The organism is Stenotrophomonas sp. SAU14A_NAIMI4_5 (assembly GCF_003086795.1).
Lineage (GTDB): Bacteria > Pseudomonadota > Gammaproteobacteria > Xanthomonadales > Xanthomonadaceae > Stenotrophomonas.
In genome coordinates this window covers 3,277,230-3,301,632 of record NZ_CP026003.1, presented here as the reverse complement: position 1 = coordinate 3,301,632, position 24,403 = coordinate 3,277,230, and the positions used below count along the sequence as shown (strand labels likewise).

Sequence of the window (24,403 nt, the reverse complement as noted above, 5' to 3'; positions counted from 1 at the left end):
CCATCCGGCCGGCCGCGCGCCGGCCGGATGCCTTCGTTGCCGCTTCGACGGCACCCGGCCCGCCTCAAGTACTCCGCCAGCCCATGAATACCGATTACCGCAAGAACCTCCCCGGCAGCACGCTGGACTATTTCGATGCGCGCGCCGCCGTCGACGCGCTCCAGCCCGGCGCCTACGCCACGCTGCCGTATACCTCGCGCGTGCTGGCCGAGAACCTGGTGCGCCGCTGCGATCCGGCCACGCTCAGTGACTCGCTGGCGCAGCTGATCGAGCGTCGCCGCGACCTGGATTTCCCGTGGTTCCCCGCACGCGTGGTCTGCCATGACATCCTCGGCCAGACCGCGCTGGTGGATCTGGCCGGCCTGCGTGATGCGATCGCCGACAAGGGCGGCGACCCGGCCAAGGTCAATCCGGTGGTGCCGGTGCAGCTGATCGTCGATCACTCACTGGCGGTGGAATGCGGTGGTTTCGACCCGCAGGCATTCGAGAAGAACCGCGCGATCGAAGATCGCCGCAACGAAGACCGTTTCCACTTCATCGACTGGACCAAGCTGGCGTTCGAGAACGTCGACGTTATCCCGCCGGGCAACGGCATCATGCACCAGATCAACCTGGAGAAGATGTCGCCGGTGGTCTACGTGCAGGACGGCGTGGCCTTCCCCGATACCTGCGTGGGCACCGACAGCCACACCCCGCACGTGGATGCGCTGGGCGTGATCGCCATTGGTGTCGGCGGCCTGGAAGCGGAGAACGTGATGCTGGGCCGCGCCTCGTGGATGCGCCTGCCCGACACCGTCGGCGTCGAACTGAGCGGCCGCCCGCAGCCGGGCATCACCGCCACCGACGTGGTGCTGGCCCTGACCGAGTTCCTGCGCAAGGAGCGCGTGGTCGGCGCCTGGCTTGAATTCTTCGGCGAGGGTGCGGCGGCACTGACCATCGGTGACCGCGCCACCATCTCCAACATGTGCCCCGAATACGGTGCCACCGCCGCGATGTTCTACATCGATGCGCAGACCATCGATTACCTGCGCCTGACCGGCCGCGAGGAATCGCAGGTGGCGTTGGTGGAGAACTACGCACGCACCACCGGCCTGTGGGCCGACGACCTGGCCACCGCGCAGTACGAGCGCGTGCTGCACTTCGACCTGTCCAGCGTGGTGCGCAACATGGCCGGCCCGTCCAACCCGCACAAGCGCGTGGCCACCGCCGAGCTGGCCGAGCGCGGCATCGCCGACGAAGCCAAGCTGGCAGCGGGCAAGGCCGAGCAGGCGCAGGGCCTGATGCCCGATGGCGCGGTGATCATCGCCGCCATCACCAGCTGCACCAACACCTCCAACCCGCGCAACGTGATTGCCGCCGCACTGCTGGCACGCAACGCCAACGCACGTGGCCTGCAGCGCAAGCCGTGGGTGAAATCGTCGCTGGCACCGGGCTCGAAGGCCGTGCAGCTGTACCTGGAAGAATCTGGCCTGCTGCCGGACCTGGAACAGCTCGGTTTCGGCATCGTCGCCTTCGCCTGCACCACCTGTAATGGCATGAGCGGCGCGCTGGACCCGAAGATCCAGCAGGAAATCATCGACCGTGACCTGTACGCCACGGCCGTGCTGTCGGGCAACCGCAACTTCGATGGCCGCATCCATCCGTACGCCAAGCAGGCGTTCCTGGCCTCGCCGCCGCTGGTGATCGCCTATGCCATCGCCGGCACCGTGCGCTTCGACATCGAGAAGGACGTGCTGGGCGTGGATGCCGACGGCAATGACGTGCGCCTGAAGGACATCTGGCCGAGCGATGCCGAGATCGACGCCGTGGTGAAGGCCTCGGTGAAGCCCGAGCAGTTCCGCAAGGTCTACAACCCGATGTTCAACGTGCGCGTGGAGAACGGTGCGCCGGTCAGCCCGCTGTACGACTGGCGCCCGCAGAGTACGTACATCCGTCGTCCGCCGTATTGGGAGGGCGCACTGGCCGGTGAGCGCACGCTGTCCGGCATGCGCGCGCTGGCAGTGCTGCCGGACAACATCACCACCGACCACCTGTCGCCGTCCAACGCGATCATGGCCTCCAGCGCTGCCGGCGAATACCTGGCGAAGATGGGCCTGCCCGAAGAAGACTTCAATTCCTACGCCACCCACCGCGGTGACCACCTGACCGCGCAGCGCGCCACGTTCGCCAATCCGAAGCTGTTCAACGAGATGGTGCGCAACGACGACGGCAGCGTGAAGCAGGGCTCGCTGGCGCGCGTGGAGCCGGAAAGCAAGGTCATGCGCATGTGGGAAGCGATCGAGACCTACATGGACCGCAAGCAGCCGCTGATCATCATCGCCGGCGCGGATTACGGCCAGGGCAGCTCGCGTGACTGGGCCGCCAAGGGGGTGCGCTTGGCCGGCGTGGAAGCGATCGCGGCCGAAGGCTTCGAACGGATCCACCGGACCAACCTGATCGGCATGGGCGTGCTGCCGCTGGAGTTCAAGCCGGGCACCACGCGCCTGACCCTGGGCATCGACGGCACCGAGACCTTCGACGTGGTCGGCGAACGCACCCCGCGTGCCGAGCTGACCCTGGTCATCCACCGCCGCGACGGCCAGGACGTGGTCGTGCCGGTCACCTGCCGCCTGGACAGCGACGAGGAAGTGGCGATCTATGAAGCCGGTGGCGTGCTGCAGCGCTTCGCCCAGGATTTCCTGGAAGGGGCCAAGGTGGCGTGATAGCCGGCTGAATGCCTGCCCCCGGAGAACGGGGGCGGGCTTGTCCGACACGGGGGCGGGGCGCACACTGACTTGGCAAAAACTGCCAATGGAGAGTTTCATGGCCACCATGAACATTTCGCTGACCGACCCGCTCAAGCAGTTCGTGGACGAGGAAGTGCGCGAAGGCGGCTACTCCAGCACCTCGGACTATGTGCGCGACCTGATCCGCCAGCGCCAGCGCAGCAAGGCGGAGGAGTTGCTCAAGAAGCTGATCGCCGAGGGGCTGGCCTCGGGCCCTGCCATTCCAGTGACCGGCGAAACCTTCGAACGGATGCGTCGTGAATTGACCGAAAGGATGGGGCGTGAAGGCGATTGAGTGGAGGCCGAGTGCTGAGACCGACGCGGCCGATACCGCGCTTTGGTTCGCGCGACAGGGAGGGATGGCACTGGGCGTGCGTTTCCTGGCCGAGTTGGAGGCCACCCTGCAGCGCATCGCCCTGTTTCCTGCTTCGGGCTCCACCAGGCATGCCGATCTCGCCGCGCAGCTGCCTGGGCCGTTGCGCTTCATGCCGGTTTCTTCCTTTGATCGTTACTTGATCTATTACGTCGACCTGCCTGAGTGCGTGCACGTCATGCGTGTGTGGTGTGTTGACCGTGGGCTCGATCACTTGATGCAAGACATTTCCTGATATTCCAACGCGTGGACCCGACGATGACCTTCCTCCCGCAACTCCGTATTCCCGCCACCTACATGCGCGGTGGCACCAGCAAGGGCGTGTTCTTCCGCCTGCAGGACCTTCCCGAAGCCGCCCAGGTCCCGGGCGCCGTGCGTGATGCGCTGCTGATGCGCGTGATCGGTTCGCCCGACCCGTATGGCAAGCACACCGACGGCATGGGCGGGGCGACGTCCAGCACCAGCAAGTGCGTGATCATTTCCAGCGCCTCGGTGCCCGACCACGACGTGGATTATCTGTACGGCCAGGTGTCGATCGACACCGCCTTCGTCGATTGGAGCGGCAACTGCGGCAACCTCAGCACCGCCGTCGGTCCGTTCGCCATTGCCAACGGCCTGGTCGATCCGGCCCGGGTGCCGCGCGATGGCCTGTGCACCGTGCGCATCTGGCAGGCCAACATCGGCAAGACCATCATCGCCCACGTGCCGATGCGCGATGGCGAAGTGCAGGAGACCGGTGATTTCGAGCTGGATGGCGTGACTTTCCCGGCGGGCGAGATCCAGCTGGAATTCATCGATCCGTCCGACGACGGTAATGCCGGTGCGATGTTCCCCACCGGCAACCTGATCGACACCCTGGATGTGCCGGGCGTGGGCAGCTTCGAGGTGACGATGATCACCGCCGGCATTCCGACCATCTTCCTCAACGCTGCCGACCTGGGCTACACCGGCACCGAGCTGCAGCCGGCGATCAACGAGGACAAGGCGGCACTGCAGAAGTTCGAGACCATCCGCGCCCACGGCGCGCTGCGCATGGGCCTGATCTCGAAGCTGGAAGATGCCGCCACCCGCCAGCACACGCCGAAGGTGGCGTTCGTTGCGCCGGCGCAGGATTACGTGTCGTCCAGCGGCAAGGCCATTCCGGCCTCGGCCATCGACCTGCACGCGCGCGCGCTGTCGATGGGCAAGCTGCACCACGCGATGATGGGTACCGCAGCCGTCGCCATCGGTACCGCCGCGGCGATTCCGGGCACCCTGGTCAACCGCGCGGCCGGTGGCGGTGAACGCGAGGCGGTGACCTTCGGTCATCCGTCCGGCACGCTGCGCGTGGGTGCGCAGGCCGGGCGCGTTGACGGCCAGTGGACGGTGACCAAGGCCATCATGAGCCGCAGCGCCCGTGTGCTGATGGAAGGCAAGGTGCGCGTACCGGTCGAGTGAGGCTCTGGTAAACGCCAACCAAGCTTGGCGGCTACCGGGCTGCTCCTGCTCTGGTAGATGCCAACCTTGGTTGGCGACTACCGGGGCGCGGGCAACCGTGCACCCCAGCGAGGAGACCCACGATGTCCAGCAGCCACACCCCCTCCAACGAGCGTGCAGCGTGGGATGCGCTGCTGGTGGACATCGTCGATTACGTACGCGATGCCCGCATCGATTCGCCCGTCGCGTTCCAGACCGCGCACCACTGCCTGCTCGATACCCTCGGCTGCGGCCTGGAGGCGCTGTCCTTCCCGGCCTGCAGCAAGCTGCTGGGGCCACTGGTGCCGGGCATCCACGTGGTCAATGGCGCACGCGTGCCCGGCACGCATTACGTGCTGGACCCGGTGCAGGCCGCCTTCAACATCGGCGCGATGGTGCGCTGGCTCGATTTCAACGACACCTGGCTGGCGGCCGAGTGGGGCCATCCTTCGGACAATCTCGGTGGCATCCTCGCTGTCTGCGACTGGCTGGGGCGCAATGCGCCTGCCCTGCGCCGGCCGCCGCCGACGCTGCACGATGTGCTGCTGGCGATGATCAAGGCGCACGAGATCCAGGGTGTGCTCGCCCTGCAGAATTCCTTCAACCGGGTCGGGCTGGACCACGTGGTGCTGGTCAAGGTCGCCACCACGGCGGTGGTCGCGCACCTGCTCGGGCTGGACCGCGAGCGCATGCTCAATGCGCTGTCGCTGGCCTGGGTTGATGGCCAGGCCCTGCGCACCTACCGGCATTCGCCCAACACCGGCTCGCGCAAGAGCTGGGCGGCGGGGGATGCCACCAGCCGCGGCGTGCGCCTGGCGCTGATGGCGGCCAGTGGCGAGATGGGCTACCCCAGCGTGCTCAGCGCACCGACCTGGGGATTCGAGGCCGTGTCCATGCATGGACAACCGCTGGTCCTGGGCCGCCCGCTGGGCAGCTATGTGATGGAGAACGTGCTGTTCAAGATCAGCTACCCGGCCGAGTTCCACGGGCAGACCGCCGTGGAAGCGGCGATCACCCTGCACCAGCAGCTGCGGACGCAGGGGCGCACGGTCGAGGACATCGCGCACATCGACATCCGTACCCAGGAAGCCTGCATCCGCATCATCGACAAGCAGGGGCCACTGCATAACCCGGCCGACCGCGACCACTGCGTGCAGTACATGGTCGCCATCGCCCTGCTGCACGGGCGGCTGACCGCCGAGGATTACGAGGACGACATGGCCGCCGACCCGCGCATCGATGCACTGCGCGCGAAGATGGCCTGCCACGAAGATCCGCAGCTGAGTGCCGACTACCTGGACCCGGACAAGCGCAGCATCGCCAACGGCCTGAGCGTGCGCTTCAGCGATGGCAGCGAATTGCCCGAGGTGCTGGTGGAGTACCCGCTGGGCCATGCGCGGCGCCGGGAGGAGGGCATCCCGCTGCTGATGGACAAGTTCCGCCGGCACCTGGCCCACCGGTTCCCGACCGCCCAGCAGCAGCGCATCCTGGCCGCCTCGCTGGACCCGGGGGCGCTGGCCGCGATGCCGGTGACCGATTACATGGACCTGTACCTGCCGGGGTAGGCGACCGCCGATCCCGCCGGGCATGGCCCGGCGCTACCCTTGGTTCCGCTTTCCGACCGCCGGGGCGTCAACACCTTGACGCGGCGCGCCTATAATGGCCGCCTCGATCAAGGAGTGACGACATGAGCGGTCCGGCACGGCGGAAGCGGTGGGGTTGGGCGGCGGCTGTGCTGGCAGGAGGCCTGTTGCTGGGCCTGGCCGGTTGTCGCAATGACAGCGGGCAGCTGCCCAAGGCCAGCGGTGAAGCCATCGCCACCAAGGCCGAGCAGGTGAAGGACTTCACCCTGCTGCGCGCGTACCCGGACCAGAAGAGTGAGGGCCTGTCGCTGGCGCTGGAGTTCTCGCGCCCGCTGGTCGGCACCCAGGACTTCGACAAGCTGGTGCGCTTTGAACAGAAGGTCGGCACCGACGACAGCAGCTGGACCCTGTCCGACGACGGCCTGACCCTGCGCTATCCCTTCGTCGAAGCCGGCAAGGAATACAGCCTGGTCGTCTCCGAAGACCTGCTGGCCGCCGACGGCAGCCGCCTGGGCAAGGAACTGAAGCAGAAGGTGTTCAGCGGCGAGCTGAAGCCGGTGGCCGGTTTCGCCTCGCAGGGCAGCGTGCTGCCGGCCAAGGACAGCCGCGGCCTGCCGGTGGTGTCGGTGAACGTGCCCGAGGTCGATGTCGAATTCCTGCGCGTGCGCGAGAAGGACCTGCCGACCTTCTTCAGCCAGTACCAGCGCGGCGGCCGCCGTGGCAGCTGGGAACTGAGCAGCGACTACGAGCGCAGCCCGATCAACCAGCTGGCCGAGCCGGTCTACGTCAACCGCTTCATCCTGGGTGGCAAGCAGAACGAGCGGGTGCTGACCTACCTGCCGACCCAGGACATCAAGGAGCTGCAGGAGCCGGGCCTGTACTTCGCCCTGCTCAAGCGCACCGGTGACTACGAAGGCGAGTTCGATACCGCGTTCTTCTCGGTCAGCGACATCGGCCTGCACACCCGTGCCTACAAGGACAAGCTGTTCGTCCACACCGCCGCGCTGAAGGACGGTGCGGCGCTGAAGAACGTCGACCTGCGCGTGCTCGACGCCAAGGGCGAGGTGGTGCTCAAGGGCAGCACCGATAGCAACGGCAATGCGCTGCTGAACTACACCCTGGACGCGACCCACGTGCTGGTGGCCAGCAGCGGCAAGGACACCAGCTTCCTGCCGTTCAACCAGCCGGCGCTGGACCTGAGCGAATTCGCCGTGGCCGGCCGTGACAATGCCTGGTTCGACGTCTACGCCTGGTCCGGTCGCGACCTGTACCGCCCCGGCGAGACCGTGCGCCTGTCGGCCCTGCTGCGCGACAACGACGGCAAGCCGGTCAAGGCCCAGCCAGTGTTCCTGCGCCTGAAGCAGCCCGACGGCAAGACCTTCCGCGAGACCCGCCTGCAGCCCGGCGACCAGGGCTACATCAATTTCGAACAGACCATCCCCGCCGAAGCCCCGACCGGGCGCTGGCAGGTGGAATTCCGTACCGATCCGGCCAGCAAGGAGGCGATCCAGGGCATGACCCTGCGCATCGAGGAATTCCTGCCCGAGCGCATGAAGCTGGACCTGGACAGCGCGCAGAAGACGCTGAAGCCGGGCGAGGACCTGCGCCTGCAGGCCAATGGTGCGTACCTGTATGGCGCGCCGGCCGACGGCAACCGCTTCACCGCGCGCCTGGCCGTGGCCGCCGAACAGCAGCCGGTGGAAGGCCTGCCGGGCTATTTCTTCGGTGACCCGACCCTGCAGCTGCCGCGCGAAGCCAAGGACGTGGTCGACACCACGTTGCCGGCCAATGGCCAGCTGCGCGAAGACGTGGCCCTGCCGGAAGAGGCGGCCAAGGCCAAGGCGCCGATCGCCGTGGTGCTGTCGGGCAGCCTGTACGAAACCGGTGGCCGCACGGTCACCCGTACCCTCAAGCGCGTGATGTGGCCGGCCAATGCGCTGGTCGGCGTGCGCCCGCTGTTCAACCCCGAGGATGGCGCCGATTCCAACGGCAACGCGCGCTTCGAGCTGATACGCGTGGATGCCGCCGGCAAGCCGCAGCCGGCCAAAGGCCTGAAGGTGACCCTGGTGCGCGAACTGCGCGACTACCACTGGACCTTCAACGACAGCCGCTGGGACTACGATTTCACCCGCCGCTTCGAGAACAAGGAAACCCGCACCGTCGATGCCGGCAGCAGCGCGGTCGCCTTCGATTTCCCGGTGGAGTGGGGCGAGTACCGGGTGGACGTGTTCGATCCGTCCACCGGCCTGACCAGCCGCTATCCGTTCCGCGCCGGCTGGAGCTGGGGCGATGACAACCGCGGCCTGGATGCACGCCCTGACAAGGTCAAGCTGGGCCTGGACAAGACCGGCTACAAGGCCGGTGACACCCTGCAGGTGACGGTGACCCCGCCGCACGCCGGCAAGGGCATCCTGATGGTCGAGAGCGACCGCATGCTGTACGTGCAGGAGATCGACGCCAAGCCGGGTGCCACCTACAAGATCCCGGTCACCGCCGACTGGGAGCGCCACGACGTCTACATCACCGCGCTGGTGTTCCGTGGCGGCAGCGCGCCCAGCAAGATCACCCCGGCCCGCGCCGTGGGCGTGGTGCACGTGCCGATGGACCGCAAGGGCCGCACCGTGGCCGTGGGCCTGGTAGCGCCCAAGCAGATGCGCCCGGAACAGGACCTGCCGGTGACGGTCAGCGCGCCGCAGCTGGCCGGCAAGACCGCGCACGTCACCGTCTCGGCGGTGGACGTGGGCATCCTCAACATCACCCGCTTCCCGGTGCCTGATGCCGGCGCGCACTTTTTCGCCCAGCGTCGCCTCGGCATTGATGCCTACGACATCTACAGCCGTGTGATCGAAAGCTTCGACGGCAGCAACGGCAAGCTGAAGTTCGGCGGCGACATGGCCCTGCAGGCACTGCCGCAGGCCAAGCGGCCGACCGCGCGCGTGCAGACCGTGGACCTGTTCTCCGGCCCGGTGCAGCTCGATGCCAAGGGCAATGCGCGCATCCGTCTGAAGGTGCCGGACTTCAACGGCACCCTGCGCGTGTCGGCGCTGGTCTACAGCGATGACCAGTACGGCAAGCGCGATGTGGAAACCATCGTGCGCGCGCCGATCCTGGCCGAGGCCAGCATGCCGCGCGTGCTCGCCCCGGGTGACCGCAGCACTGTCACCCTGGACGTGCAGAACTTCACCGGCAAGCCCGGCCAGTTCAACGTGCAGGTGGACACCGAAGGCCCGCTGGGCCTGGGCGAGGGCAGCCGCAACGTGCAGCTGAACGTCGATGCCAAGACCACGCTGAGCTTCCCGCTGTCGGCGCGCGAGGGCAACAGCGTGGCCAAGGTGCGGGTGCGCGTGGATGGCAACGGCTTCAAGGCCGACCGCCGCTACGACCTGCCGGTGCGTGCGGCGTGGCCGCAGGTGATCCGTTCGCAGGTGCGCACGCTGGATCCGCTGGCCGCGGTCAGCCTGGATGGCGGCCTGGCCGATGGCCTGATGGCCGAGTCGGTCAACGCGCGCCTGCTGGTCAGCCCGCTGCCGCCGATCCCGTTCGCCAGTGCGCTGCAGGGTGCGCTGAACTATCCCTACGGCTGTGCCGAACAGACCACCAGCAAGGGCTACGCCGCGCTGATCCTGGACCAGGCGACTTCGTCGATGCTCGGCACCGACGGCCTGGATGCCAAGACCCGCCGCGAGCGCATGGAAGGCGCGTTCGGTCGCCTGGCGTCGATGCAGGTGGCCAACGGCAACTTCTCCATGTGGGGTGACGACGGCTACGTGAACCCGTGGCTGACCCCGTACATCACCGAGTTCCTGCTCGATGCCAAGGACGGCGGTTTCGCCGTGCCGGACAACGTGCTGCAGAAGGCGCTCAACCGCCTCAGCGAGGACCTGCTGTCCGGTGGCAACCAGTTCTACGGCCAGGATGACCGCGAGAAGCTGAAGTTCGCCAACCAGGCGTATTCCGGCTACGTGCTGGCCCGCGTCAACCGCGCGCCGCTGGGTACCCTGCGCACGCTGTATGACAACGAGCGCAGCAAGGCCGTCGGTGGTTTGTCGCTGGTCCACCTGGGCGTGGCGCTGTCGCTGCAGGGTGATGCCAAGCGCGGCCAGGCCGCGCTTGCCGCTGGCTTCGCCAAGTCCAGCAGCGAGCGTCCGTCGTACTTCGGCGATTACGGCAGTGCCATCCGCGATGACGCGCTGATGATCGCGCTGACCCACGAAAACAAGCTGGCCAAGCCGGCCTGGGATACACGCGCGGTCGATCTCGGCCGCGGCCTGGATGCCCGCCGCAATGCCGGCTGGATGTGGCTGAGCACGCAGGAGCAGGTGGCCATCGCCCGCCTCGGCAAGGCCTTGGCGGCCAACCAGAAGGCACTGGTGGCCGGTGAACTGGTGATCGGTGGCAACAGCGAAACCATCGGCGAGCGCAAGCTGTTCGGCCGCAACTTCACCGGCAGCGAACTGGCCAGCGGCGTGCGCTTCACCCCGCAGGGCCAGCCGCCGATGTTCGCCAGCATCGACGTGGCCGGCATCCCGCGCAGTGCACCGGCACCGGACAACAGCGTGCTGGGCGTCGAGCGGACCTACTTCGGCACCGACGGCAAACCGTGGACGCCGCGTCCGCTGAAGGAAGGCGAAGCGCTGATCGTGCGCATCACCATCAGTGCCGATACGCAGATGCCCGATGCACTGCTGACCGACCTGCTGCCGGCCGGCCTGGAAATCGAGAACTTCAACCTGGGCGACGCCAAGCAGTGGGCCGACGTGGTGGTCGATGGCATCACCATCAGCGACCGCAGCTCGGCCGCCGACACCAAGCACGAGGAGTTCCGCGACGACCGCTACGTGGCCGCGCTGAAGCTGTCGCGTGGTGGCAAGGCCAACGTGTTCTACCTGGTGCGTGCGGTGACCCCGGGCACCTACTCGGTGCCGCCGCCGCTGGTGGAAGACATGTACCGCCCGCAGCTGCGTGGCGTGGGCCGCAGCAACCCGACCACGATCACGGTGGTCCAGCCGTGACCGCGCGGACGGGCCGCGACGGCGCGGCCCGTCCCAGCGGTAACCTGCAATCCGGCACGCTGCAATGAAGAACGACGGGACGACCCGGCGGGCGGCCCTGCGCCGCCGGCTGCAGCCGCTGTGGCCCTGGCTGCGCTGGGGCACGGCGGCGCTGCTGGTCCTGCTGCTGGTCCTGGATTTCGCGTTCCCGCCGCCGCTGCCGAAGCAGCGCGATACCAGCACCCTGGTGGTGGCCGCTGATGGCAGCCCGCTGCGCGCCTTCGCCGATGCCGAAGGCGTGTGGCGCTACCCGGCCTCGGCCGACAGCGTCTCGCCGCTGTACCTGCAGGCGCTGCTGACCTACGAAGACCGCTGGTTCTGGCAACACCCCGGCATCAACCCGCTGGCGATCCTGCGTGCCAGCGGCCAGCTGCTGCGCGGCGGCCGCATCGTGTCGGGCGGTTCGACACTCACCATGCAGGTCGCGCGCATCCTCGATCCGCATTCGCGCACGCCGTGGGGCAAGCTCAAGCAGATGCTGCGCGCGGTGCAGCTGGAAGTGCACCTGTCGAAGGCGCAGATCCTGGCGCTGTATCTGGAACGCGCGCCCTACGGCGGCACGATCGAGGGCGTGGAAGCGGCGAGCTGGGCCTACCTGGGCAAACCGGCCACCCAGTTGTCGCATGCCGAAGCCGCCCTGCTTGCGGTGCTGCCGCAGGCGCCGAGCCGGCTGCGCCCGGACCGCCACCCGGAAGCCGCGCAGAAGGCGCGTGACAAGGTGCTGGCGCGCATGGCCGAGCTTGGCGTGTGGACGCCGGAAGAGGTGGAGGACGCGCGCATCGAGAACGTGGTCGCACGCTCGCTGCGCCCGCCGATGCATGCGGCACTGTTGGCGCAGCGGCTGCATTCTGCGCATCCGGGCCAGGCGCGCATCCAGAGCAGCATCGACCTGGACCTGCAGCGCACGCTGGAAGAGCGCGTGGCCAGCTATTTCTCCACGCTGCCCGAGCGCACCTCGGCCGCCCTGCTGGTGGTCGACAACCAGACCCTGCAGGCCCGTGCCTATGTCGGCACGCTGGCCTTCGGTGACCGCCAGCGCCTGGGTCACGTCGACATGGTGCAGGCCTGGCGCTCGCCCGGCTCCACGCTCAAGCCCTTCCTGTATGCGATGGCGCTGGACGATGGCCTGATCCATTCGGAAAGCCTGCTGGTGGATGCGCCGCAGAGTTTCGGCAGCTACCGGCCGGGCAACTTCGATGAGGCCTTCAACGGCCCGGTCGGTGCATCGAGCGCGCTGCGCCTGTCGCTGAACGTGCCGGCGGTGGACCTGCTGCAGCGGGTGGGCTCGGCGCGTTTCGCCGCGCGTCTCTCGCACGCGGGCATCCAGCTGCGCTTCCCGCCGGGCAGTTCGCCGAACCTGTCGCTGATCCTTGGCGGCACCGGTGCGCGGCTGGAGGATCTGGTCGGCGCCTTCGCCGCGCTCAACCGCAACGGCATCGCCGGGCGCGTGCGCTACACGGACGACGAGCCGATGATCGAGCGGCGCCTGGCCTCGCCCGGGGCCAGCTGGATCGTGCGCGAGATGCTCGAATCCAATCCGCGCCCGGGCTATGGCGTGGGCACCTTCGATGTCGGCGGCCGCCCCCGCGTGGCCTGGAAGACCGGCACCAGCTATGGCTACCGCGACGCGTGGGCGATCGGCAGCACGCGGCACTACACGGTGGGCGTGTGGGTGGGGCGTCCCGATGGCACGCCGTTGCCGGGGCAGTACGGTGCGGTCACCGCGCTGCCGCTGATGTTCGAGGTGGTCGACAGCCTGCCACGCCAGCCCGGCGATGCTGCCGCCGCGCCGATGCCGGCCAGCGTCAGCCGCGCCGACGTGTGCTGGCCCACCGGCGGACTGGCCGAATCGCTGCCGGCCGCGCTGTGCCAGCGGCGCATGCCGGCCTGGCTGCTGGATGGTGGCGTGCCGCCGACCTTCCCGGAACGCGAGGCCCGCCGTTGGCAGCCGGGCCGCCAGCGTTACATGGCCGATGCGCGTACCGGCCAGCGGCTGTCCGCCGACTGCAGCGCGCCGCACACCGAAGTCGAGCGCGAGATCGCCCGCTGGCCGGCGCTGTTGTCACCGTGGCTGCCCAAGGCCACGCGTGATGCCTCGCAGCTGCCGCCACTGGCAACGGACTGCCGCGACGATGGCCGCGAAGCGAGCGTGGCCCTGCACGTGGATGGTCTGAACGATGGCGCGGCATTGGCGCGGGCGCCCAACGCCGAGCACGGCGTGCGCCTGCAGCTGCGCGCGCTGGGCAGCGAACAGGCAGTGGACTGGTTGCTGGATGGCCGCTGGATCGCCCGCACCCAAGGCGCGCAGCGGATGCAGCGCGAGTTCGCCGATCCCGGCGCGCATACGCTGACCGCGCTGGCCACCGATGGCGCGTGGACGCAGGTGCGGTTCACCGTCATCCGTTGACGCCGGGCATGGCCCGGCGCTACCGGCGTGACCGCGTCTACCCGATCATTCTCCGATCCACCCCTCCAGCAGGTCGGCGAACTCATCGGCATGCTCCTCCTCCTGCGCCAGAATCTCCTCCAGGATGCGCTTGGTGGTGGTGTCGCGGTCGCCGATGAAGTTGATCATTTCTCGGTAGCTGTCGATGGCGATGCGCTCGGCCACCAGGTTCTCGCGCACCATGTCGCGCAGGTCGCTGCCTTCCTTGTACTCGGCATGCGAACGCGCGGTCAGCGTGTCCGGGTTGAAGTCCGGTTCGCCGCCCAGCTGCACGATGCGCTCGGCCAGTTTGCCGGCGTGGTCCTGCTCCTGATGTGCGTGCTCGAGGAACTCGGCCTTGACCGCATCGGCCAGCATGCCCTTGGCCATGTAGTAATGGCGGTAGTAGCGCAGCACGCAGACGTATTCAGTGGCAAGGGCATCGTTGAGCAGCTTGATGACCTCTTCGCGGTCCGCGCTGTAGCTCTCGGTGATGGCACCATCCTCGATGTTCCGGCGCGCGCGTTCACGCAGGGTTTCACGATCGGTGATGCCATCGGGCTTTGCGGAGTGGGGCTGGTTGGCTGGCTTTTTGGACATGGCTGGCCGGTTTCCTTTTATCTGTGGGGGGCAAACGTGGAGAGGATCAAGCGGGGGGGATCAAACGGGAAGGTGCTCCAGCACATGGTCGGCCGAAGACACCTCGAACTGGCCGGGAGCCTCGATCCAGGCGGCACGGACCACACCGTCCTCGACGTACAGAGCGAAGCGGCGCGAACGGATGCCCATGCCCGAGGCGCTAGCATCCAGCTCCAGGCCCAGTGCACGGGTCAGTTCGGCATTGCCGTCGGACAGCATCAGCAGACCCTCGGGCACGTGCTGGTCGGCGGCCCAGGCTTTCATCACGAACGGATCGTTGACCGCCATGCAGTACACGTCGATGCCGCGCTGGCGGAACGCCGCGAACTTCTCGACGAAGCCGGGCAGATGGCGGGCGGAGCAGGTAGGGGTGAAGGCGCCGGGCACGGCGAACAGAACCACTTTGCGTCCTTCGAACAGCGCACTGGTGTCCAGCGTTTCGATGCCCTCGCCAATGCGCTTGAGGGTCACTTCCGGGAGATGGTCGCCGACGTGGATGGTCATGGGAACTCCTTGCTGCGAGTAGGCTAGTGGGGCAGATGGGACGGTGGCGTCAAGACATTGGAAACCGGGTGTGCCCACCCCATCCTGGGGCAGGGCCACGGCAGCCGCATTGCGCTGGATCAGCCAGCGTCACCGGCGCCGCACAGGCAGCGGCGTAGCATGCCGGCGCGTAGAATGAACCCGGGGCGGCGCCACCGGTGCGGCCGAAGCAGAACGAGGTAGCTGGATGGAATTCAAGGATTACTACGCCACCCTGGGGGTGGAACCGAGTGCGGGCGAGGCCGAGATCAAGACCGCCTACCGGCGGCTGGCGCGCAAGTACCACCCGGATGTGAGCAAGGAGGCCGGCGCCGAGGACAAGTTCAAGGCCATCAACGAGGCCTACGAGGCGCTGCGCGATCCGGAAAAGCGCGCGGCCTATGACCAGCTGCGCGCGCAGGGCTACCGCCCGGGTGAGGAATTCAACGTGCCGCCGAACTACGGCGGTGCCGGTGGCTTCAATTTCGAGGAAGTGTTCGGCGGCGGCGGTGCCGGCGGCGGCTTCAGCGATTTCTTCGAGAGCCTGTTCGCGCGTCAGCGTGGCGGCCAGGGCGCCGGCCCCGGCCCGGGCTTCAGCAGCCACGGCCAGGCGCCCAACCGCGATACCCGGGCCAAGCTGTCGGTGCCGCTGGAAGCGGCCTACGGCGGCGACAGCCTGCGCATCACCGTCAACGGCAAGCAGCTGGACGTGCGCGTGCCCAAGGGCATCCGCCCGGGCCAGGTGATCCGCCTGTCAGGGCAGGGCACCCATGGCGGCAACCTGCTGCTGGAAGTGGAATACGCCGCCCACCCGCAGTTCGAGGTCGATGGCCGCAACATCCTCTACACGCTGCCGGTGACCCCGTGGCAGGCAGCGCTGGGCACCAGCATCAGCGTGCCGACCCTGGGCGGTGCGGTGGAACTGAAGATCCCGGCCGATTCCGATGCCGGCCGCAAGCTGCGCCTGCGCGGTCGCGGCCTGCCGGGCAACCCGGATGGCGACCAGATCGTGGAGCTGGAGATCGTGGCCCCGGCGGCGACCGACGAGGCGCAGAAGAAGGCGTACCGGAACCTGGCAAAGGCCTTTGGCGAAACCATTTGAAGGTAGTGCCGGCCGCTGGCCGGCAACTTCATTGCCCTGAACGCTGATGCGTGGTTGCCGGCCAGCGGCCGGCACTACCGGAACGTCTCAGCCCTGGCCGGCGAACACGCGCTCCAGCACCTCGGACAATTCGTCTTCCGAGAACGGCTTGGTGATGTAGGCCTTGGCGCCCTGGCGCATGCCCCACATGCGGTCGGTGTCCTGGTCCTTGGTGGTCACCAGGATCACCGGAATGTGCCGGGTCGCCTCGTCGCGGGCGAGCGTGCGGGTGGCCTGGAAACCATTGAGGTTGGGCATCACCACGTCCATCAGCACCAGGTCGGGCAGTTCGGCCTTGGCTGTTTCCACCCCGGCCGCGCCATCGGTGGCGGTCAGGATCTGGTGCCCGAGTTTCTCGACGATGCGCTGTATCCCCAACAGCTGCGACGGTGAGTCGTCGACGATCAGAATGCGTGCCATGTTGTTCCCCGTGTCATGCCCGCAGTGTAGTGCGGGCACATTGCGGGTGGGAACACGGCAGCTGCCGTCCGTCGCCTGCCTGCGACGTTCAGTCGATCCGCACCACCGTGCGGCCGAGCGAGCCACCGGCCAGCATCCGTTCGAACACGCCCGGCAGGTCCGTCAGGCCGACTTCGGCCGTGCAGATCCGGTCCAGGTGCTGCGGCTTCCACATGCCGCCCAGTCGCGCCCACACCGCTTCGCGCAGGTCGCGCGGCGCGCTGGCCGAAGAAACGCCCAGCAGCGACACGCCACGCAGGATGTACGGCATCACCGTCATGTCCAGTTTCGGACTGGCGGCCAGGCCGGCACTGACCACGCTGCCATAGGGCACGGTCTGCGCCAGCAGGCTGGCCAGCATCGATCCACCGGCATTGTCCAGGCCACCGCCGAAGCGGGCAGACTGCAGCGGCGCGGTATCGGCCAGTGCTTCGCGCGGCAGCACCTCGGCGGCGCCGATGTCGTGCAGGAAGGCGGCCTGCTCCGGCTTGCCGCTGATCGCATGCACGTCGTAACCGGCACGGCTGAAGATGTCCACGGCCAGCGCGCCGACCCCGCCGGTGGCGCCGGTCACCGCCAGCGGGCCGTGCCCCGGGGTCAACCGGTTGTCCTGCAGGCGCAGCAGGGCGAGGGCGGCGGTGAAGCCGGCCGTGCCCAGCACCATCGCTTCGCGCGGGCTCAGGCCGGCAGGCTGGGCGATGACCGCGCGCGATTCAAGCCGCACGTACTGGCTGTAGCCGCCGTCACGGGTCTCGCTGAGCCCGCAGCCGGTGGCCAGCACCGCGTCGCCCTCGCGCCAGGCCGGGTCGCTGGAGGCGACCACGGTGCCGGCCACGTCGATGCCACCGACCAGCGGGAAGCGCCGCAGGATCTTGCCCTTGCCGGTGCCGGCCAGGGCGTCCTTGTAGTTGACCGAGGACCAGTGGGCGCGGATCAGCACCTGGCCGGGGCTGAGGTCGTCCACGCCCAGCTGGACCAGGCCGCTGCGGTAGCCGGCATCGTCGTTTTCGATCCGGAAGGCGGTGAACGGGGTGGTGCGGGCCATCGGCGCTGCCTGACTTCGAGGAAAACGCCACCTTACCCGGTCATGGCCCTTTCAAACCTGCCAGTCCGCCCCATCTTGTATGATCGGTGAAGATTCACGGCTGGCGCCGCGGGAAGGGCCCGCGCCGCAGCCCACATATAGATGGAGCGTGCATGGCCTGGAATACACCCGGCGGCAACAAGGGCGGACAAGGCCCCGAGGACAATCGACGCGGGCCGTTCGGGTCGCGTGGCGGTGGCAATGGTGGTGGCTGGGGCGGTCTGCCCGGGCCGCTGAAGGATCTGTTCGATGGCGGCATCCTGCGTTGGGTGGCGGCGGCGGTGGTGTTGCTGGTGCTGTTTTCCAGCTTCCAGCTGATCGGCGAACAGCAGCGTGGCGTGGTGCTGCGCTTCGGCCAGTTCTCGCGGATCCTGACCCCGGGCCCGAACTTCAAGCTGCCGTGGCCGATCGAGTCGGTCACCAAGGTCAATGCCACCGAGATCAAGACCTTCTCGATCCAGGTGCCGGTGCTGACCCGCGACGAGAACATCGTCAACGTCTCGCTCAACGTGCAGTACCGCATCGATGACCCGCAGACCTACCTGTTCGGTACCTTCAACGCCGACCAGGTGCTGGAGCAGTCCGCGCAGAGTGCGGTGCGCGAGGAAGTCGGCCGTGCCGACCTCAATTCGGTGCTGAACAACCGCGGCCCGCTGGCCGTGGCCGCCGAGGAGCGCCTGCAGGCGCTGCTGCGCGCGTTCAAGACCGGCCTCACCGTGACCGGCCTGACCCTGCAGGACGCCCGTCCGCCGGAGGAGGTCAAGCCGGCCTTCGACGAGGTCAACGGTGCCCAGCAGGTCAAGGAACGCCTGATCAACGAAGCCCAGGCCTACGCCGCCAAGGTCGTGCCGGAAGCCCGAGGCCAGGCCTCGCGTGCCCGTACCACTGCCGAAGGCTACAAGCAGGCCGTGGTGTCCAAGGCCGAGGGTGACGCACAGCGCTTCAGCCTGCTGCAGGCCCAGTACAAGGACGCCCCGGAAGTGACCCGCAAGCGCCTGTGGCTGGAAACCGTCCAGCAGGTGCTGAGCGAGAACCGCAAGGTGATCGGTGGCGATGGTCGCCAGCTGATCTACGTGCCGATGACCGGCGACACCCGTCCGGGCGCCTCGGCCCCGGCCCCGGTGCCGAATCCGGATGTGGTGATGCCGTCGCTGCCGGGTACCGCAACCGAAGTTTCCCGTGATCCGGGCCGGCCGGTGGCCCGCCCGACCGGGCGTCCGAGCGGCCGTGAGGAGGGCAGCCGATGAGAAGTTCTATCTGGATTGCCGTCGTCGTGGCGGCCCTGCTGGCCCTGCTGGGTTCGGTGTACGTGGTCCGTGAGGACCAGACCGCCATGGTCCTGAACCTGGGCAAGGTGGTGCGTTCGGACATCAAGCCGGGCCTGCACTTCAAGGTGCCGGTGGTGGAAACCGTGCGCGTGTTCGACCGCCGCTTCCAGGTGCTGGACACGGCACCGGCGCGTTACTTCACCGCCGAGCAGAAGGACGTCAGCGTCGATTTCTTCGCCATCGGCTACATCTCCAACGTGGGCGACTACTTCCGTGCCACCGGTGGTGACCCGCGCGTGGCCAATGCCCGCCTGGCGCCGATCATCACCGACTCGCTGCGCAACCAGATCAACTCGCGCACCCTGCAGCAGCTGGTATCCGGCGACCGCAGCGAGCTGATCGCCGAGCAGCTGAAGGGCATCAACGAAGCGGTGTCCGGGCTGGGCATGCAGATGATCGACCTGCGCATCAAGCAGGTCGACCTGCCCACCGACAGCCAGGTGATCAACGACGTGTACGAGCGCATGCGCGCACAGCGCAAGCAGGAAGCCGCCAAGCTGCGCGCCGAGGGCGAGGAGCAGTCGCTGACCATCCGTGCCCAGGCCGACCGTGACAGCACCGTGCTGATCGCCGAAGCCGAGCGCGATGCCCAGCGCCTGCGCGGTGAAGGCGATGCCGATGCGGCCCGCATCTACGGCAAGGCCGGCTCGGCCGACCCGTCGTTCTACGCATTCTACCGCAGCCTGGAGGCCTACCGTGGCTCCATGACCGACGGCAACGGCGTGATCGTCCTGGACAAGAACGACCCGTTCCTGCAGTACCTCAAGAACGACCGCTGAGGTCGTTCGGCAAGATCCCACGGGGCCCGGCCAGATGCCGGGCCCCGTGTTTTTTCCGGAGTCCCCCCGCATGAAAGATCTGTTCGCGGCCGTCTGCCTGGTGGCCGTGCTCGAAGGCCTGCTGCTGTTCGTCGCCCCGCTGGCCTGGAAGCGCATGGCCGAGCGCCTGCTGGACCTGCCCAGCCCGGCCCTGCGCAGCTTCGGCGGCCTGGTGCTGCTGGCCGGCCTGAGCCTGCTGTGGTGGGCACGGCACTGAAAGGGTAGTGCCGGCCGCTGGCCGGCAACCTGGGATTGCCGGCCAGCGGCCGGCACCACCGGGCGAGGCGCCTGACCGGCCGGTAAAGCCGTCCGTCGGAAAGGTGGCACCCGACCCCGGAAACCCGGATAATGCACAAAAGCCGGACGGGCCTCCCCGTTCGGATTTTTCCGTGTCTGGGCCTTCCATCGCCGGCCGCTCCCCGTTTGGAGCCGCCATCCAGGTGCTGGCCAGCCCCGCCACGGTTTACCCGTCCGCGGCCCCGATGGCCGCAACAAATCGAGGAGCCCGTCATGGGTCAGTCTGTCGTAGTGTTGGGTGCCCAGTGGGGCGATGAAGGCAAGGGCAAGATCGTCGATCTGCTCACCGAGGAAATCGGCGCCGTGGTGCGCTTCCAGGGTGGCCACAATGCCGGCCACACCCTGGTCATCAATGGCAAGAAGACCGTCCTGCACCTGATCCCGTCGGGCATCCTGCGTGACGATGCGCTGTGCCTGATCGGCAACGGCGTGGTCATCTCGCCGGCCGCGCTGCAGAAGGAAATCGCCGAGCTGGAAGCCTCCGGCGTCGAAGTGCGTTCGCGCCTGAAGATCTCCCCGGCCGCGCCGCTGATCATGCCGTACCACATCGCCCTGGACCAGGCGCGCGAACGCGCTGCCGGCGGCAAGGCGATCGGCACCACCGGTCGCGGCATCGGCCCGGCCTACGAAGACAAGGTGGCGCGTCGCGGCATCCGCATCGCCGACCTGCATTACCCCAAGCAGCTGGAAGAGCTGCTGCGCACGGCGCTGGATTACCACAACTTCGTGCTGACCAAGTATCTGAACACCGATGCGGTCGATTTCCAGAAGACCTTCGACGAGGCCCTGGCCTTCGGCGAATACGTGCAGCCGATGAAGTCCGACGTGGCCGGCATCCTGCACGACCTGCGCAAGCAGGGTAAGCGCGTGCTGTTCGAAGGCGCGCAGGGCGCCCTGCTGGACATCGACCATGGCACCTACCCGTACGTCACCAGCTCCAACACCACCGTCGGTGGCGCGCTGGCCGGTTCCGGCGTCGGCGCCGATTCGATCGACTACGTGCTGGGCATCGCCAAGGCCTACGCGACCCGCGTCGGCGGCGGCCCGTTCCCGACCGAGCTGGACGATGAAATCGGCCAGGGCATCCGTGACCGCGGCGCCGAGTACGGTGCTTCGACCGGTCGCCCGCGTCGCTGCGGCTGGATGGACATCGTCGCGCTGAAGCGCGCCGTGGCCATCAACGGTATCAGCGGCCTGTGCATCACCAAGCTCGACGTGCTGGATGGCATGGAAAAGCTGAAGGTCTGCATCGCCTACGAGTACAACGGCAAGCGCACCGAGTACGCGCCGCTGGACGCGCAGGGCTGGGAAGACTGCACCCCGGTGTACCTGGAGTTCCCGGGCTGGAGCGAGAACACCCACGGCATCACCAACTGGGACGAGCTGCCGCCGGCCGCACGCGCCTACCTGCGTTCGCTGGAAGAGCTGGCCGGTTGCCCGATCAGCATCGTTTCCACCGGCCCGGACCGCGACCACACCATGGTCCTGCAGGATCCGTTCGCCTGAGGTAGCGCCGGGCCATGCCCGGCGTGGTGGCAAGATTGTTCAAGTGGAAAAGAGCGCCGCGACTCCAGATGGAGTCGCGGCGTTTCATTTTTTGGCAGGAACACATTCGGATGGAAGTCCAACTGCTGAATCGCTGCGAATGAATTGCAAACACTCGACGCAGTTCAATGACATCTCCTGTAGTTCATATGCCAGGCTGATCTACTTCCATCATGCGTCCAACCGAAATGGTTTCCTGACTGAAAAACTCGACCGAATCAAAGACGGCATGTGCCGCAACAACCTTCAATTCGCTATCAAGTCCAGAGAACTCAATGGCGAGTTCCGGCTCTGCAACAAGCGTGTATTTATCGCCGCTCCAGTCGTAGACGTAAAGGCCGCGACAGGCCATGTCCAGAAAGTCGTCGGGTCTAGCAACACTTACGCGTAATTTGACTTTGCCTGTCACTGGCAGATGCATCAGAAGGGTTTCGATGTCACGCAGGTCAACGTCAGGCTGCATCAACAGTGCCGTTGGAATCTCACCTTCGCCGGCCGTAACAAAGGCCGCAATTTTACCGCGTCGATCCACTCCCAGCCATGTGCAGTCAATGCCATCGGGGTAGGGCTGTTGTGCGATCATTTTGTCAATTCATCTCTCTGGAATCTGGCTTCCTTCGGGAAGGCTCCTCTGCCGTACTCTGCCTCACAGCTTACGCAGACAGGAACTTCCGCACCCGTTCTCGGTCGGATTGCCTCAGTAAACCGGATGTCGGCCTTGTTGCCACCCAATGCCTTTGCGACATGCCCTTCGGCGCATGTTCCTCCACCACAAGCGCGAGCTGCAACTTCTCCCGTTTTTACATTGTAACCAGCAGTCACCGTTGCTGGGGCCCGGCCCTTGAGGGGTGCAAGCTCTCCAGCCAAGGCATTGCGCGCTGCACGCGCCTCTGCCAGCGCTTCAGCCCCTGCACGACGACCTGAAGCTCCCGCTCCGGCCGCTCCACCAGACAGGACATCCATTGCAGTAGTCAACGCGTTGGCGGCGCCTCTGCCGATAGCGTAGTCAACATTCCCTGCGTTTCCGCCCAGTCCTCCAAATGGCTGTGGCGTCCAATCCACCTGTTGTTGTTGTGCAAGGCTCGGGATCGCAAGAAAGTTGCTTGACATGCCATCTACAAACCCGCGTGCAGCGTCCAAGGCGTCACGTCCATCTGGATCGATGAACCTGTAAGGATTCCCGTTCGCATAGCGGTATCGATTGAACTGCCCCAGAGGCTGCTCATACGCCGTAACCGGATCTACTGACAGAAACACGCCTAGTTGTGGATCCATGTAGCGCTGCTGCATGTAGCTCAGCCCTGTTGCCGAGTCGCTTACATGCCCCGCGTACCCCGGGCCATCGTCAACCTGACCGCCGACGACTGCGCCATACGGCTCGTAGTCATAGCGCTTGATCACATTGCCGTTGGCATCGCTCTCAGCCACAACTGAGCCCAAAGCATCAGTGTGGATGTACGTCACCGTGGTTTGGCCTGCAGCGGATGGTGATAGACCAAGTCCAATCAGCAGCACATAGAACAACCATGGACCAACTAGGCCGAGCTTCCGGATCCGCTTTTCATGCTCTCGGATGCGGAATGTCCGATGGTTCATGCTCTCCCAAACGTCAGCCATCTCTCCAATCCGTGGAAGACCTCAAAGCAAGGCGTTGCATTCATAGCATAGAAATTGCGGACGAGTTGGGGGCGTTGCGATCGATGAGTCAGAAACGGCGGCTCGGTTCGGAGGTGATAGGAACGTGTCGCGATCCGATCGGTCGGCGCTGCGTTGCCTCTCACATGGACACCGCCACGGACAAGTACAGTCCTGCGCTACCTTCAGGGAGGCTTGTTTTTCTGCCGGTGGCCCCGTTGAGGTCACCCCGGTGGTGCCAGCCCATGGCTGGCACCACCGAAGCCACCAACATGTCGCTTCCGGCACGCCACAGCGGCCAGCCACGTCAAATTCTCCCAACCCGCACGCCATTCACGCTCCCCGGGCGACCGCCGCCTACAACTGCTGGTAAGCGATAAACGTCACGCGCCATTCTGAAGTGCGAGTCGTTCACGACACTGCGCATTGCACGCACCCATGCACCAGCACAGTCGCGCCTTTTCCTGTCGCATCCACCATTCCCCGGACATGCAACACTTCGCCCTGCGCTCTCGATGCATCCGAAGCATTCGTATTTTTCTCATTGAAGCGAGCGTGCAGGCGTAGACAACATGGCGCGCCACCGAAAAAGGGTGGCCGGGCGTGCAAACCCGATGCATAGCTGTAAGCGCTTGCCAGCCGGCACCGTCCTGAAGCGGTGCCGGCTGGCAATCCGTCGGCCTCTATGGCGGGCGGTGCGTGGGGGTCTTCGGACCCGCCGGCATAGCTATGCACCGGTTTGCAACCCGCACCGCCCGCCACCCGCTCCCATGCGGTGGCGCTGTCACGCACAGCCACGGAAGCCGACGCCATGACCACTCGCAAGAACCCGCCGTTCCATGTTGTTGAGCCCATCAACGACGACGCCAATCCTGCTGACGATCTCAGCACGTTCCAGGGCTGCCTCACCCGCATCCGTGATGGGGAAGGCTCCGATGGCATGCTCTGGCCGGAGGAGAACCTGTCCGACGGACGACGTCAGTCCTTGGCGCGTATCGACCGTGCAGCCCTGGGCATCCTCACCGCGGTGGAGATGCTGCATGCGGCCAACCGTTGCGCAAGCATGGCAACGCCGCGCAGGGACCTGGACGAAGGCGTGGTCGAAGGGCTGTTCTTCGCCTGCCGCGAACTTGCCGAGCTGGTCTGCAGGGAAGTCAGACCGACCTGACCTCCTTCCGCAGGTGCGATGCCCCGCCTCGCCATCCAGCGAGGTGCCGGGGAGGTTAGGCGCTGCTTTGCGCCGGCACTAGGGGCACGTGCAGTTCTGCGATACGTTGTGGCCA

At 66.8% G+C, this 24,403-nt stretch carries 19 protein-coding genes; 13 read left to right on the top strand and 6 right to left on the bottom strand.

Annotated features, from left to right (window positions below; translation table 11 throughout):
- Positions 1–83: 83 nt before the first annotated feature.
- The 7 genes from acnD to pbpC all read left to right on the top strand — a co-directional run bounded on the left by acnD (position 84) and on the right by pbpC (position 13,634).
- Complete coding sequence (gene acnD / locus C1925_RS15370) at positions 84–2,702, top strand: Fe/S-dependent 2-methylisocitrate dehydratase AcnD (protein WP_108769641.1); 2,619 nt, start codon at positions 84–86, stop codon at positions 2,700–2,702.
- 100 nt (positions 2,703–2,802) lie between these two features.
- Positions 2,803–3,060, top strand: a complete 258-nt coding sequence (locus tag C1925_RS15365; RefSeq protein ID WP_108769640.1) for a type II toxin-antitoxin system ParD family antitoxin — start codon at positions 2,803–2,805, stop codon at positions 3,058–3,060.
- Positions 3,047–3,373 carry a type II toxin-antitoxin system RelE/ParE family toxin gene (locus C1925_RS15360; RefSeq protein WP_108769639.1) on the top strand — a complete coding sequence of 109 codons (327 nt, stop codon included), beginning with the start codon at positions 3,047–3,049 and terminating at the stop codon, positions 3,371–3,373. Before C1925_RS15365 ends, C1925_RS15360 begins: the two co-directional genes overlap by 14 nt.
- Positions 3,374–3,396: 23 nt before the next feature.
- Positions 3,397–4,575, top strand: a complete 1,179-nt coding sequence (gene prpF, locus C1925_RS15355) for a 2-methylaconitate cis-trans isomerase PrpF (protein ID WP_108769638.1) — start codon at positions 3,397–3,399, stop codon at positions 4,573–4,575.
- A 122-nt stretch (positions 4,576–4,697) separates the two neighbouring features.
- A complete protein-coding gene (locus C1925_RS15350) occupies positions 4,698–6,158 on the top strand; it encodes a bifunctional 2-methylcitrate dehydratase/aconitate hydratase (RefSeq protein WP_108769637.1) in 1,461 nt (486 codons plus the stop codon).
- A gap of 122 nt (positions 6,159–6,280) precedes the next feature.
- Positions 6,281–11,188 carry an alpha-2-macroglobulin gene (locus tag C1925_RS15345; RefSeq protein ID WP_108769636.1) on the top strand — a complete coding sequence of 1,636 codons (4,908 nt, stop codon included), beginning with the start codon at positions 6,281–6,283 and terminating at the stop codon, positions 11,186–11,188.
- 64 nt (positions 11,189–11,252) lie between these two features.
- A complete protein-coding gene (gene pbpC / locus C1925_RS15340; RefSeq protein ID WP_108769635.1) occupies positions 11,253–13,634 on the top strand; it encodes a penicillin-binding protein 1C in 2,382 nt (793 codons plus the stop codon).
- Between the two features lie 45 nt (positions 13,635–13,679).
- Here pbpC and C1925_RS15335 read toward each other — a convergent pair whose 3' ends face one another.
- Together C1925_RS15335 and C1925_RS15330 are read right to left on the bottom strand one after the other, a co-directional pair.
- Positions 13,680–14,252, bottom strand: a complete 573-nt coding sequence (locus tag C1925_RS15335; protein ID WP_108769634.1) for a ferritin-like domain-containing protein — start codon at positions 14,250–14,252, stop codon at positions 13,680–13,682.
- A 60-nt stretch (positions 14,253–14,312) separates the two neighbouring features.
- Positions 14,313–14,795 carry a peroxiredoxin gene (locus C1925_RS15330; RefSeq protein WP_108769633.1) on the bottom strand — a complete coding sequence of 161 codons (483 nt, stop codon included), beginning with the start codon at positions 14,793–14,795 and terminating at the stop codon, positions 14,313–14,315.
- A gap of 226 nt (positions 14,796–15,021) precedes the next feature.
- Here C1925_RS15330 and C1925_RS15325 point away from each other — a divergent pair, with 226 nt between their 5' ends.
- Positions 15,022–15,915: a DnaJ C-terminal domain-containing protein gene (locus C1925_RS15325; protein WP_108769632.1), complete on the top strand. Its 894-nt coding sequence runs from the start codon at positions 15,022–15,024 to the stop codon at positions 15,913–15,915.
- An 87-nt stretch (positions 15,916–16,002) separates the two neighbouring features.
- Here C1925_RS15325 and pilH read toward each other — a convergent pair whose 3' ends face one another.
- Positions 16,003–16,374, bottom strand: a complete 372-nt coding sequence (gene pilH, locus C1925_RS15320; RefSeq protein WP_005410644.1) for a twitching motility response regulator PilH — start codon at positions 16,372–16,374, stop codon at positions 16,003–16,005.
- Positions 16,375–16,462: 88 nt separating this feature from the next.
- Complete coding sequence (locus C1925_RS15315; RefSeq protein WP_108769631.1) at positions 16,463–17,458, bottom strand: YhdH/YhfP family quinone oxidoreductase; 996 nt, start codon at positions 17,456–17,458, stop codon at positions 16,463–16,465.
- Between the two features lie 152 nt (positions 17,459–17,610).
- Here C1925_RS15315 and hflK point away from each other — a divergent pair, with 152 nt between their 5' ends.
- The 4 genes from hflK (at position 17,611) to C1925_RS15295 (ending at position 21,446) form a co-directional block, all read left to right on the top strand.
- Positions 17,611–18,744: an FtsH protease activity modulator HflK gene (gene hflK, locus C1925_RS15310; protein ID WP_108769630.1), complete on the top strand. Its 1,134-nt coding sequence runs from the start codon at positions 17,611–17,613 to the stop codon at positions 18,742–18,744.
- Positions 18,741–19,604: a protease modulator HflC gene (locus C1925_RS15305; protein ID WP_108769629.1), complete on the top strand. Its 864-nt coding sequence runs from the start codon at positions 18,741–18,743 to the stop codon at positions 19,602–19,604. Before hflK ends, C1925_RS15305 begins: the two co-directional genes overlap by 4 nt.
- Positions 19,605–19,674: 70 nt before the next feature.
- Positions 19,675–19,860, top strand: coding sequence for a DUF2065 family protein (locus tag C1925_RS15300; protein WP_079222788.1), 186 nt, complete (start codon positions 19,675–19,677; stop codon positions 19,858–19,860).
- 293 nt (positions 19,861–20,153) lie between these two features.
- The gene (locus C1925_RS15295; protein WP_108769628.1) at positions 20,154–21,446 is read left to right on the top strand and encodes an adenylosuccinate synthase; all 1,293 of its coding nucleotides are present in this window, start codon (positions 20,154–20,156) and stop codon (positions 21,444–21,446) included.
- Positions 21,447–21,630: 184 nt separating this feature from the next.
- Here the strand turns inward: C1925_RS15295 and C1925_RS15290 are convergent, their stop codons facing one another.
- Complete coding sequence (locus tag C1925_RS15290; protein ID WP_108769627.1) at positions 21,631–22,068, bottom strand: hypothetical protein; 438 nt, start codon at positions 22,066–22,068, stop codon at positions 21,631–21,633.
- Positions 22,065–23,102, bottom strand: coding sequence for an RHS repeat-associated core domain-containing protein (locus C1925_RS21365; RefSeq protein WP_254051332.1), 1,038 nt, complete (start codon positions 23,100–23,102; stop codon positions 22,065–22,067). The genes C1925_RS15290 and C1925_RS21365 overlap by 4 nt, the downstream gene beginning before the upstream one ends.
- An 829-nt stretch (positions 23,103–23,931) precedes the next feature.
- On the opposite strand from C1925_RS21365, the gene C1925_RS15280 reads away from it, so the two are divergent.
- Complete coding sequence (locus C1925_RS15280) at positions 23,932–24,288, top strand: hypothetical protein (RefSeq protein WP_108769626.1); 357 nt, start codon at positions 23,932–23,934, stop codon at positions 24,286–24,288.
- The last annotated feature ends 115 nt before the right edge of the window (positions 24,289–24,403 follow it).

Coding starts and splice junctions, on each gene's coding strand:
- C1925_RS15315 (WP_108769631.1), bottom strand. CDS start 17,458: ATGGCCCGCACCACCCCGTTCACCGCCTTCCGGATCGAAAACGACGAT.
- pilH (WP_005410644.1), bottom strand. CDS start 16,374: ATGGCACGCATTCTGATCGTCGACGACTCACCGTCGCAGCTGTTGGGG.
- acnD (WP_108769641.1), top strand. CDS start 84: ATGAATACCGATTACCGCAAGAACCTCCCCGGCAGCACGCTGGACTAT.
- prpF (WP_108769638.1), top strand. CDS start 3,397: ATGACCTTCCTCCCGCAACTCCGTATTCCCGCCACCTACATGCGCGGT.
- C1925_RS15295 (WP_108769628.1), top strand. CDS start 20,154: ATGGGTCAGTCTGTCGTAGTGTTGGGTGCCCAGTGGGGCGATGAAGGC.
- C1925_RS15305 (WP_108769629.1), top strand. CDS start 18,741: ATGAGAAGTTCTATCTGGATTGCCGTCGTCGTGGCGGCCCTGCTGGCC.
- C1925_RS15345 (WP_108769636.1), top strand. CDS start 6,281: ATGAGCGGTCCGGCACGGCGGAAGCGGTGGGGTTGGGCGGCGGCTGTG.
- C1925_RS15280 (WP_108769626.1), top strand. CDS start 23,932: ATGACCACTCGCAAGAACCCGCCGTTCCATGTTGTTGAGCCCATCAAC.
- C1925_RS15300 (WP_079222788.1), top strand. CDS start 19,675: ATGAAAGATCTGTTCGCGGCCGTCTGCCTGGTGGCCGTGCTCGAAGGC.
- C1925_RS15325 (WP_108769632.1), top strand. CDS start 15,022: ATGGAATTCAAGGATTACTACGCCACCCTGGGGGTGGAACCGAGTGCG.
- C1925_RS15290 (WP_108769627.1), bottom strand. CDS start 22,068: ATGATCGCACAACAGCCCTACCCCGATGGCATTGACTGCACATGGCTG.
- C1925_RS15365 (WP_108769640.1), top strand. CDS start 2,803: ATGGCCACCATGAACATTTCGCTGACCGACCCGCTCAAGCAGTTCGTG.
- C1925_RS15350 (WP_108769637.1), top strand. CDS start 4,698: ATGTCCAGCAGCCACACCCCCTCCAACGAGCGTGCAGCGTGGGATGCG.
- C1925_RS15335 (WP_108769634.1), bottom strand. CDS start 14,252: ATGTCCAAAAAGCCAGCCAACCAGCCCCACTCCGCAAAGCCCGATGGC.
- pbpC (WP_108769635.1), top strand. CDS start 11,253: ATGAAGAACGACGGGACGACCCGGCGGGCGGCCCTGCGCCGCCGGCTG.
- hflK (WP_108769630.1), top strand. CDS start 17,611: ATGGCCTGGAATACACCCGGCGGCAACAAGGGCGGACAAGGCCCCGAG.
- C1925_RS15330 (WP_108769633.1), bottom strand. CDS start 14,795: ATGACCATCCACGTCGGCGACCATCTCCCGGAAGTGACCCTCAAGCGC.
- C1925_RS21365 (WP_254051332.1), bottom strand. CDS start 23,102: ATGGCTGACGTTTGGGAGAGCATGAACCATCGGACATTCCGCATCCGA.